The sequence below is a fragment of the Frankia sp. AgB1.9 genome (assembly GCF_016786355.1).
GTDB lineage: Bacteria > Actinomycetota > Actinomycetes > Frankiales > Frankiaceae > Pseudofrankia.
Map to the genome: position 1 here is coordinate 91046 of NZ_JADWYX010000020.1, position 10964 is coordinate 102009.

Below are 10964 nucleotides of genomic sequence, written 5' to 3' on the forward strand. Positions count from 1 at the left end.
CTGTGCCCTTTTGCTGTTACACGTGCCATCTGGAATGTCTTATCGCCCGGCGCATGGGTCGGAATAGGCGAGGTCGGCGACGAGGGACTTCCATTCCGTTTCGCCGATCCTGTTCGCCGGATTCGCGCAGGCGACCGTCGCCAGCCGGGCCGGGTCGGTCGAGATGAGTGACGCGGCACCGGAGGAACCTCCGGCCGGGGCCGTCAGCAACATCTTCCCGGCGCCACCCACGGCCAGGTCGAGGCCGGTGCTGCCCCGGCCCAGCGAGAACGAGTCCGCGGGGTTCGCCGCGTCGATGCTCCAGCCGAGCAGGCTGCCGCTCGCGTCACTGCTGACGACCAGGTTCGAGTCGACCGCCGCGACGTTCACCACCGGTGAGCTGCCCTGGGTGACCTCGCCGAGCTGCCGGGGCGCGTTCAGGTCGGTGACGTTCCACAGCCGGACCGTCTTGTCGCTGCCCCCGGTGACGATGCGCTTGCTGCCCGGCAGGAACGCGACCGACGTGACCTGGCCGAGGTGCCCGACCGCGGAGCCTCTCTCGACCGGGTTCCGCCGGTCGGAGAGGTCCCACAGGGACACCGTGCCGTCGACGCCGGAGACGGCGAGCGTGCGCCCGTCCGGGCTGAGCGCGATGTCGGTGATGATCCCTGGGGTCACCTTCAGCCCGAGCCAGCCTGGCTTCGCCGGATTGTTCAGGTCCCACAGCTCGATGATCCGGTCCTGGCCGGCGGTGACCAGCAGCCGCCCGTCACCGGAGAGAGCCAGCTGCAGTGGCTGGGTCGCCTGCGGCTTCACGTCGGAGATCGCCCTGGGCGCGCGCGGGTCGGTGAGCGTCCACGCGTGTCCGATGCCTCCACCGGTCAGCAGGTCGCCGGTCGGCAGGAACACCGGGGCCGTGGGAGCGCTGGCGTCCCCGGTGGCGATGTCGGCGAGCAGGGCCGGCGTCGCGGCGGCGAGGTTCCACAGCCGGACCCGTCCGGCCGCGTCGGTGGCCGCGCCGAGCCGGCCGTCGGCCGTCAGGGCGACACCGGTGTAGGCGACGGGCGAGCCTGGCAGGTCGACCTTGGAGCTGGCGGCGAAGGACGCGATCATGGCGCCGGCCGCGGCCTGGGTCGGTGCGATCCGGTACGCGGCGAGGCTGAGCCGGGCCGCGCGGGCCGGGTCGGTCGGCCGGGCCGAGTCGGCGGCCTTCGCAAGGGTGTCGGACAGCTGGGCGGCCCGGGCCGGGGACACCGACGACGAGCCGCCGTTGCCGCCGGACCCGTGGGTGACCGCCAGCGGGATGCCCACCGCGGCGGCGAGCAGCACCAGCCCGGCGGCGACCAGCACGACGGTGCGACGACCGCGTCCGGCCCCCGACGGCCGAGCCTCCTCGGCTGGCCTGGCGGGCGGGGCGACGCGGGCCGTCATCGCGGCGGCCCGCTCGCCCGCGGGCGCGGCCTGCGGGCGGATCGGCGCGGCCGGCGCCGGCGAGACGGGCGTGGGGGAGGGCGTGGTGGCCGGCGGCGGTGCCGACGGGTGTGGCACCGGTGTGCGCGGCGCCGGTCCCGGTGTCGACAGCGGCGCGGGGGAGCGGGGCGGTGTGGACGTCGTCGACCGAGGCGCGAGCGACGGCGGCTGAGGCCCGGCGGACCGGGCGACCGGGCCGCCGGGGGCGACGGACGGCGCCGGGACCGACCGCGGCGCGGGAGCGACCGGGGCGGCCGGACCGACGGAGGTCGGCGGTGCCGAGATCGGCGCCCGCGGGGCAACCGTCGTCGCCGGAGCCGGGGTGAGCAGGCTGGTGGCGGCCCCGGACAACGGCGCGCCGGACACGGCCTCGTCACCGTCCTGGTGGCGACCGCGGCCGAACAGATGCCCGCGCCGGCGGCGGGCGCCGTCCTTGCTGTCGGTGGAGGTCGCCTCCTGGGCCGCGGGCCCCGAGGCGGCCAGCCGGGCAGCGGGCAGCGCGGCGCCGCTCATCAGGGAGATCCGCAGCTCTTCGGCCGTCGGGCGCTCTGCCGGGTTCTTGCGCAGCGCGGCGTCGACCAGCGGCGCGAGCTCGTCGGGGACGCCGTCGATGTTGGCGGGCTCATACAGGATCCGGAAGAGCAGCGCCTCGATGCGGCCCTCGCCGAACGGCTGGCGGCCGGTGGCGGCGAAGACGGTGATCGCGCCCCAGGCGAACACGTCGGCGGCCGACGTGACGGGCGAGTCCATGATCTGCTCGGGGGCCATGTACCCCGGCGTGCCGATCGCGTGCTTGGCGGTCCGGGAGAACTCGCCGGAACCCTCGAAGTCGCGGGCCAGCCCGAAGTCGATCACCTTCGGGCCGACCGGGGACAGCAGCACGTTGGCCGGGGTCAGGTCCCGGTGCACGATCCCGGCGGCGTGGATCGCGGAGAGCGCGGTCGCGACCGAGAGCGCCATCTGCTCCAGGTCGGCCGGCCGCATCGGGCCGCGGCGGGCGACCAACTTCGACAGCGTCGGGCCCTCGACGTACTCGGTCACCAGATATGGCCACGGGCCGTCCGGGTCGGCGTCGAGAACGGCCGCGGTCGTGAATCGCCTGACTCGGCGGGCGCTTTCCGCCTCCCGCCGGAACCGGGCCCGGAACTCGGGGCGCTCGGCGAGCTCCGGCTTGATTACCTTGATCGCGACGGCATCGCCGTCGGGGCTGTGACCAAGGAAGACGGTTCCCATCCCGCCCTGGCCGAGCCGCCCGGTGATCACGTACTTGCCCAGCTTGCGTGGATCCGCCGCGTTCAGCGGGGCCGGGGCATTGCCGGATACCGGGGGTGGTGTCGATCCCGCCACCGGTCCCCTCCCCCTCGTGACGAGTTACAGCTTTTTGATTGTCGATCCTGACACGGGAGACCGCGTCTGTAAGTAAAGACTTTGCCTATCGGCGCAGGCCACGCCAGTGCCTGCGCCGATACCGGGGATCAGATCCGGCTAGGGACCACACGCTACGCCGCATGTCCGACGCCCGGCACGTCGATTGCGTTGTTATCGCCCTAAGTGACGCCCAGCCGACACCGAACCCCGGGCGCACCCCCCATCCGGGCACTCGCGGCCGGCGTTCCGGCCGTCAGTCCCCGGATGAACCGGAACCAGCCGGACGGTTCCGGCCCGGCGTCAGACGGGCTGGGCCGTTAGACGGGCCGGGCAGCGGACTGGGCCGGCGCGGACGGGCGGACGGGCCGGCGGGCCGCCTCGTCGCGGATCTCCCCGACCAGCTCCTCGAGGATGTCCTCCAGCGCGACCAGGCCGAGGGACTCGCCCGAGGCGTCGACCACCTGGCCCAGGTGCGCGCCGGAGCGCTGCATGACCGTCAGCGCCTGGCGCAGCGTCGCGTCCGCCGGCACGTGCACCAGCGGGCGCAGCCACTTCGCCGCCACCGGCGACGCCCGCCGCTCCGGCCGGGTCTCCAGGATGTCCTTCAGGTGCAAGTACCCGATCAGCCGGCCGCCGAAGTCGTGCACCGGGAACCGGGTGTAGCCGGTGCTGGCCGCCAGGTGCTCGAGCTCCCTGGGGGTGATCTCCGTCGGGACGGTGACCAGGCCCTCCCGGGCCAGCAGCACGTCGCGGGCGGCCCGCTCGTCGAAGGCCAGCGCGCCGCTGACCAGCTCGTGCTCGTCCGCCTGCAGGAGGCCCTCGCGGCGCGACTCGTCGACCAGACCGGCCACCTCGTCGCGGGTGAAGACGCTCGCGACCTCGTCCTTCGGCTCGATCCGGACCAGTCGCAGGCTGGCGTTCGCGACCCAGTTCAACGCGACGATCACCGGTCGCAGCACCAGCACCAGGCCCGCCAGCGGCGGGGTCAGCACCAGCGCAGCCCGGTCCGGCGCGCCGAGCGCGATGTTCTTCGGCACGGTCTCACCGATCACCACGTGCAGGACGGTGACCAGCACCAGGGCCAGCACGAACGCGATCGGGTGGATCGCCGCGGCCGGCAGGCCGGCGGCCTCGAACGGGTGCTCGATCAGGTGGGCGATGGTCGGCTCGGCGAGCGCGCCGAGCCCCAGGGTGCAGACGGTGACCCCAAGCTGCGAGCCGGCCAGCATGAGCGACACGTGCTCCATGGCCCGCAGCGTGATCCGGGCTGACCACGACCCGGCCTGCGCCCGCGGCTCGATCGTCGTGCGGCGCGCCGAGATCAGCGCGAACTCCGCGCCGACGAACAGCGCGTTGCCCAGCAGCAGCGCCACGACCAGCGCCAGCTTCAGCACGTCGTTCACCGGCCACCGTCCCAGCCGGCCGCGCGGCCGTTGCCGCGGGGCGGATGGGCCGGCGGCAGGGCGCGGCGCGGGTCGACGACGACGTCGCCGTCGGCCAGCTCCGCGCCGCCGCCCGGGCGCGCGCCCTGACGGCCGCGGCCGGCGCGATCAGCGTGGTCGCGGTCATGGCCGTCGTCCGGGGCCTGTTCGGTGTCGTCCTGCCTGCCGTGGCGCCTGGGCGCCGGGCCGGCGGCCGGTGGGTCGAGGCGGATGCGGTCGACCCGGCGGCCGTCCATCCGCTCGACGGTGTAGCCCACGCCGGCCACCTCGACCGCGTCGCCGGCGGCCGGGATGCGCCCGAGCGCCGCGGCCATCAGGCCGCCGAGCGTCTGGTAGGCGTCGTCGGTCGGGATGGGGACACCCGTCAGCTCCTCGGCCTCCTCGGGGCGCAGCAGCCCGGACAGTGCCCAGCTCCCGTCGCGGTGGCGCACGGCGCGCGGGCTGACCCGGTCGTGCTCGTCGACGACGTCGCCGACGATCTCCTCGATCAGGTCCTCGGCCGTCACCAGCCCGTCGGTGCCGCCGAACTCGTCGACGACGATCGCCATCTGCAGCCCGCCGGCGCGCAGCGTCTCCAGCAGCGGCTCCAGCGGGGCCGTGGACGGGACGGTGACCGTCGGTCCCATCACCGCGCGGACCGGGGTGGTCGCGCGGTCCTCCTCGGGCACCGCGACGGCCCGCTTGATGTGGATGAGACCCACGACGTCGTCGCTGTCCTCGCCGAGCACCGGGAACCGTGAGTGCCCGGTCCGTCGCGTCAGAGCGATCACCGCGGCGATCGGCTCGTCGGCGCTGATCGAGCGCATCCGCACCCGCGGCGTCATCACGTCCTGGGCGGTGCGGTCCCCGAACAGCAGCGAGCGCTGGACCAGTGTCGCGGTCTCCCGGGCCAGCGCGCCGTGCTCCGCCGACCGGCCGACCAGCGAGAACAGCTCCTGCGCCGAGCGGGCCGAGGCCAGCTCCTCGCGCGGGGTGATCCCGAACCGGCGCAGCAGCAGGTTGGCCGCGCCGTTGAGGAACCGGATCAGCGGCAGGGCCGCTGCGGTGAAGCCCCGCTGGAAGCGCTGGGCGCTGTTCGCGGTCGCGAGCGGCCGGGCGAGCGCGACGTTCTTCGGAACCAGCTCGCCGAACACCATCGTCAGCACGGTGGCGATCACCAGGGCGAGCACCACGGCCAGGTCGTCCGCGAGGTGCCCGGACGCGCCGACCCGGCCGAGCGGGCCGGACAGCAGCTCCGCGATCGCCGGCTGGGCCAGGTAGCCGATGCCCAGGTTGGTCAGCGTGATGCCGAGCTGGGCGCCGGAGAGCTGGGTGGACAGGGTGCGCAGCGCCTGGAGGGTGCCGTGGGCGGCCCGGTCGCCGTCACGCGCCGCGCGCTCCACGGTGGCGCGGTCGACGGTGACGAGGGCGAACTCGGCGGCCACGAACAGGCCGCAGCCCGCGAGCAGGATGACTCCCGCGATGAGGAGGAGCGCCTGAGTCACCGGTCGCCCCTCACGGGCGCTCCCACGCGCGCGGGTCGGTTCGGACTACAACCGGTATCGCCCGAGTCGTTCATGATCCCTTCCGTCGTCGTCCGGTGCCGCGCATCGGGCCTTCCCCGGCCGGCCTGGTTCAACGCATGACACACCACCAGCGGCGTGCCGGCCGGGCGGGCGGCGCGTGGCGTCGGGTGCCGCGCGAGCCCACTCGGACGCCCGGCCGCCGCGGCCCGGCGCCGGCACGATCGCGCGGCCTCCGGGGGCCGCGGCGCGGTAGCCCTGGTCCCAGTGTGGCGGAGCCGTGGGCGCGGCCGAACCGGCATTGCCCACTCCGGGCGCGAACCGTGCGTCACGCCGGCGGCGTTTGATCACGATATGACCCGCGGCTCGTCGAGGTCACGCGCGCCTCGCCCAGGCCCGGGCCTGGGTGCGGGCCGCTGGATGCCTTCCGCCGATCAGGGTCGCTGTTACTGTCGGTAACTGTTCCAGAACTGATCGTTCAAGGGGGTAGCCATGGCGGGCGGAGGGTCCCGGGGATCGCGCCAAGACGGGTCCGCCCGCCGTGCCGCCGTGCCCGCGCCGCGGCAGGGCGAGCCAGCCGGTCCGGCGCGGCCGCGACGCCGGCGGCCCGGCACCCAGGCCGACCCGCCAGAGCCGGACGCGGGCCTGCCGGCCGATCCGGGGACAGCGCAGCCGGCCCGGGTGGGGTGGCACCTGGTCGCGGGCTCGGCCGGGCCCGCCGCGACGGCCACGGCGACCGCCGGGGTCGTAGCCGCCGCGGCCGGTGCCGTCTACCTCGGCTGGCGCGCCGGCCACCTCGGCGGCACCGGGTTCACCGGTGGGCTCGCGTTCGCCGCCGAGCTGGCGCTCTACCTCGTCGTGGTGGGCCTCGCGGTCTGCGCGGCGCGGGTGAACCGCGGGTTCGTCCGCCGCGCGCCCGCCCCGGCCGGCACGCTGGACGTCTTCGTCGTCAGCCGCGGCGAGCCGCTCTCCGACGTCGACCGCACGCTGCGCACGGCCCAGGCCCTCACCTACCCGCACCGCACCTACCTGCTGGTCGACACCCGGATCGACGACGCGGCGCTGCCCGGCGGCCGCGGTGGCGCCTGGGCCGCCGCCGCCCTGGCGGACCGGCGAGACATCACCTGCCTGACCCGGCACGACGGGCCGCCGAGCCGCACCGGCCTGCTCAACGCCGCCCTGGCGGTCACCGATGGTGACGCCGTCCTGGTCCTCGACGTCGGCGACACGGTCTGCGCCGACGCCGCCCACCGGGTGCTCGGCTACCTGCGCGACCCCCAGGTCGGGCTCGTCTCGTCGGCCTGGCGGCCGACAGCGTCGGGGCAGGGGCCGGTGCCCGACCGGGCCGAGGCGGCGCTGGCCCGAACGGTCGCCGCGGGCCGGGATCGTGACGGTGCCGCCACCGGCGTGGGCAGCGGCACGCTGTACCGCCGGGTCGCGCTCGAGACCGTCGGTGGCTTCGGCGTCCGGGCCGCGACCGAGGAGCCGCGGACGTCCTACGAGCTGCACTCCGCCGGGTGGGCCAGCGTCCACCACCCGGACGTCGTCACCTCCCGCGCGGCCCGTCCGCCGGCGGTGGCCGCTCGGCTCACCCTCGCCCGCGCGCTCGACCGGCTGCGGATACTGCTGTTCGACAACCCGCTGGCCAAGACCGGGCTGACCAACCGTCAGCGGGCGTACCACCTGGCCGACGCGGCGTTGCCGCTGCTGGCGGCGGCGCAGGTCGGGCTGTGGCTGACCCCGGCGCTGATGGTGCTCGCGGGCGGGCGGCTGACCTCGGGGACCGACACCGTCCAGTGGCTCGTCTTCGGCCTGCCCTACCTGGTGGCCACCGGGCTGTTCGCGGCGGCGGTCACCACGGAGGGCGGCCTGGTCGGACGTGGCCTGGCGGCCGCGCTCGCCGGCTGGCTGGCCGCGATCCCGCTGTCGCTGCTGGCGCTGGCCCGGATCGTCCTGCTCGGCGGCAGGTCCGGCGCCGCCCCCGACATCGCGCGGCGTGCTCTGCGCTCGGCTCCCGACCCGGGCCCGGTCCGGACCACCTCGACGGCTGCGGCCGCGGCCCCCCAGGGCAAGGCCGTGCCCGTGAGGTCGTTGCCCGCGAAGGCCCCGGCAGGGAAGGCCCTGACGGGCAAGGCCGCGGCGAGGAAGGCCGTCGCCGGGAAAGGCGTGGCGGAGAAGGCCGGGGCTGGGAAGGCTGGGGCGGAGAAGACCGTGGCCGGGAAGGCCACCGGGTCGAAGGCTGCGCTGGTCAAGGCCGCGCCCACGACGGCCATGGTGGGGAAGGCCACGACGTCCAAGGCGGTGGTGCGCGCGAAGGCCGCGCCCAAGGCGGGCCTGGCGAAGGCGGTGCCGCCGGGGGTCACCCCGGGCGCGGCGGCGCTGGTCAAGGCCGGGCCCGCGGCGAACGCGCCGGTCCCGGCGGCGGGCAGGACCGGGTTCGTCAGGGGCGCCTGGAGCCGGACGGTGACCGCCTGGCCTTCGGGGCTCACGGCCCACCCGGGCTCGGCCCTCGGCCGGCTCACGCCGGACCGGTGGACACCGTCCCTGCTGGTGGTGTCGCTGCCGGCCGTGACGCTGGCCGCCTCGGTGCTCGTCGCCGCCCTGCGGCCGGACCGGGGCCATCTCGTCGCGCTGGCCTGGGCGGGCGCCGTGCTGCTCGTCACGGCGGAGGCGGTCGCCGCCGCGTGTGCCCTGCAGTCGGCGACGGTGCGCGTCGGTCGCCGACTGCGCGTGACGATCGGTGCCGCGGTCCTGATCGCCGCGGCGCTCACCGTCGCCTTCGGCTGACCCTGACTTGCCTTCGGTTGAAACCACCGTCGCCTTCGGCTGACCTGGGTGCCTCCGACCCGGCTGCCGTCGAGGGGGGTCGGCGGCGTCCAGGACGGGTTCCGACGCATTGCATGGTCGATGGCACGATGGTGGTGTTAGTCACCCAGTGCGTCGAGACAGCGGGGCCGGCTGCGCCGCCGGGACAGGGCCCTTCGGTGGCTCGCGAGGGCGGAACCTGTTCGAGCCACGGGGCAAATCGGGTGTTCCTTCGGTTTGGGGACCGACCCGAGGGGAGCCCGCCTTCGTCACATTTCGTGACGGGTCCTGAAGGTCGATCCGGTCGGCGGCGGGGAGCGGCGCGGGCCGCCGGTCAGGCGTGCGGCCTCGAACCCGCGCGGTGCCGGGGTCCGCGGTCGGGTCACGGCGCGCCCCGCCGGGCCGACCGGGCCGAGCGCCCGGGAGCGGGACCCGTGCGATTCGCCGTCGGTTCGGGCCGTTACAGTGTGCGCGAAGCGGATAACCCCGGCCGCTTCCGCACCAGTCCGTCCCCGCGCGCTATCCCCTGGAACCAGAAGCGGAGCCAACGATGCGTGAGCCGATCGCCCGTCACCGGGCGACGCGCCCCCACCGGTGGCATTCCGGGTACGCCGCGAGGGACACTGCCGTCGGTTCCGTAGCGTTGAGTGACCAAAATGGATCATTCGGAGCGCACCCCGTGTCAGGTACGGGGCCCACGGGTGCACCGACGGCGCGGACGGCGTCGTCGCTCTCGTCTTACACCCCAAGGAACGGCTGAGTCTTGATGTCGGAAAACGTGGACGTCGTCGTCATCGGCGCCGGACCGGCGGGCCTCACGGCCTCCTACGAGCTGCATCGGTACGGGATCCCGTCGACGATCCTCGAGGCCGACACCCAGGTGGGCGGCATCTCGCGCACCGTCGAGCGGGACGGCTGGCGGTTCGACATCGGCGGCCACCGGTTCTTCTCGAAGGTCCAGCGGGTCGAGGACTTCTGGCACGAGATCCTGCCCCAGGAGGACTTCCTGCTGCGGCCGCGCAAGAGCCGGATCTTCTACCAGGGCAAGTACTACGACTACCCGATCAAGGCGGTCAACGCGCTGCAGAACCTCGGCCCGCAGGAGGCCGCGATCTGCATCGCCTCGTACCTGCGCGCCCGGATCAGCCCGCCGAAGGACCAGTCGGACTACGAGAGCTGGCTGGTCGCCCGGTTCGGGTGGCGTCTGTACCGGACGTTCTTCAAGACCTACACCGAGAAGGTCTGGGGCGTCCCGGTCAGCGAGATGCCGGCCGACTGGGCCGCGCAGCGGATCAAGAGCCTGAACCTCGGCAACGCGATTCTCAACGCGGTCAAGCCGAAGACGAACCAGAAAGAGATCACCTCGCTCATCGAGGAGTTCGAGTACCCCAAGTACGGCCCCGGAATGATGTGGGAGATCTGCCGCGACAAGGTCGTCGCGCAGGGCTCGAAGATCCGCATGGAGACGAAGGTCGTCGAGATCCGGCACGAGGACGGGAAGGCCTTCGAGGTCGTCGCCGAGGACGCCAACGGCGGCGTCACCGCCTACCCGGCGACCGACGTGATCTCCTCGATGCCGATCTCGCAGCTCATCGAGATCATGAGCCCGGCCGTGCCGCCGCGAGTGCTCAAGGCAGCGCAGGACCTGCGCTACCGCGACTTCCTCACCGTGGCCCTGGTCGTGCCGTCGAGCGCGGTCTCCTGGACGGACAACTGGATCTACATCCACGACCCGTCGGTCCGCACGATGCGTATCCAGAACTTCGCGTCCTGGTCGCCGTTCCTGGTCAAGGACGGTCGCAACGTCCTGGGCCTGGAGTACACGGTGTTCGAGAACGACGCCGAGTGGACCGCGCCCGACGAGGACCTCATCGAGAAGGGCAAGAAGGAGCTCGACAAGCTCGGTCTGGTCGCCTACAAGGACATCGAGGCCGGCTACGTCGTCCGCCAGCCGAAGGCCTACCCGATCTACGACGACCGCTACGGGGCGAACGTCGACGTGATCCGGGGCTGGCTGACCGACTACGCGAGCAACGTCCACCCGGTCGGCCGCAACGGCATGTTCCGTTACAACAACGCCGACCACTCGATGTACACCGCGATGCTGACCGCCGAGAACATCGTCAAGGGCACCGCCCACGACGTCTGGTCGGTCAACGTCGAGGAGGAGTACCACGAGGAGAAGGACGGCGGCTCGACGGGTTCCGCGAAGCCTGCTGGCTCGCTGGGCACCGGCCGGGACGCGCCGGTTCTTCCCCGCAAGGTCCTCGACGCGGCCCGCAGCCGCGTGGCCGGCTCACGGTAGTCGACGCGATCGCGGGGGGCCGGTTGGGGGGCGGCGGGGGGCGGCCCCACCCCCCCGCGCCGCCCGCGGCGTCCCCGCCCGCCCCCCCCCCCC

The 10964-nt window shown here is 74.1% G+C and carries 5 protein-coding genes; 2 read left to right on the forward strand and 3 right to left on the reverse strand.

What is annotated here, in order from left to right:
- Window positions 1–39: 39 nt before the first annotated feature.
- The 3 genes from I6A60_RS10165 to I6A60_RS10175 all read right to left on the reverse strand — a co-directional run bounded on the left by I6A60_RS10165 (window position 40) and on the right by I6A60_RS10175 (window position 5743).
- A complete protein-coding gene (locus I6A60_RS10165; RefSeq protein WP_203020787.1) occupies window positions 40–2796 on the reverse strand; it encodes a WD40 repeat domain-containing serine/threonine protein kinase in 2757 nt (918 codons plus the stop codon).
- A gap of 338 nt (window positions 2797–3134) precedes the next feature.
- Window positions 3135–4220 carry a hemolysin family protein gene (locus I6A60_RS10170; RefSeq protein ID WP_203020789.1) on the reverse strand — a complete coding sequence of 362 codons (1086 nt, stop codon included), beginning with the start codon at window positions 4218–4220 and terminating at the stop codon, window positions 3135–3137.
- On the reverse strand, window positions 4217–5743 hold the full coding sequence (locus I6A60_RS10175) for a hemolysin family protein (RefSeq protein ID WP_203020791.1): 1527 nt from the start codon (window positions 5741–5743) through the stop codon (window positions 4217–4219). The genes I6A60_RS10170 and I6A60_RS10175 overlap by 4 nt, the downstream gene beginning before the upstream one ends.
- A 567-nt stretch (window positions 5744–6310) precedes the next feature.
- Between I6A60_RS10175 and I6A60_RS10180 the strand changes: the two genes are divergently transcribed.
- On the forward strand, window positions 6311–8548 hold the full coding sequence (locus I6A60_RS10180) for a glycosyltransferase (RefSeq protein WP_203020792.1): 2238 nt from the start codon (window positions 6311–6313) through the stop codon (window positions 8546–8548).
- 784 nt (window positions 8549–9332) lie between these two features.
- Window positions 9333–10871, forward strand: coding sequence for an NAD(P)/FAD-dependent oxidoreductase (locus I6A60_RS10185; protein WP_203020794.1), 1539 nt, complete (start codon window positions 9333–9335; stop codon window positions 10869–10871).
- Window positions 10872–10964: the final 93 nt, after the last annotated feature.

Bases quoted from the DNA above. Each gene is read 5' to 3' on its own strand.
- I6A60_RS10185 (WP_203020794.1), top strand. From the start codon at position 9,333: ATGTCGGAAAACGTGGACGTCGTCGTCATCGGCGCCGGACCGGCGGGC.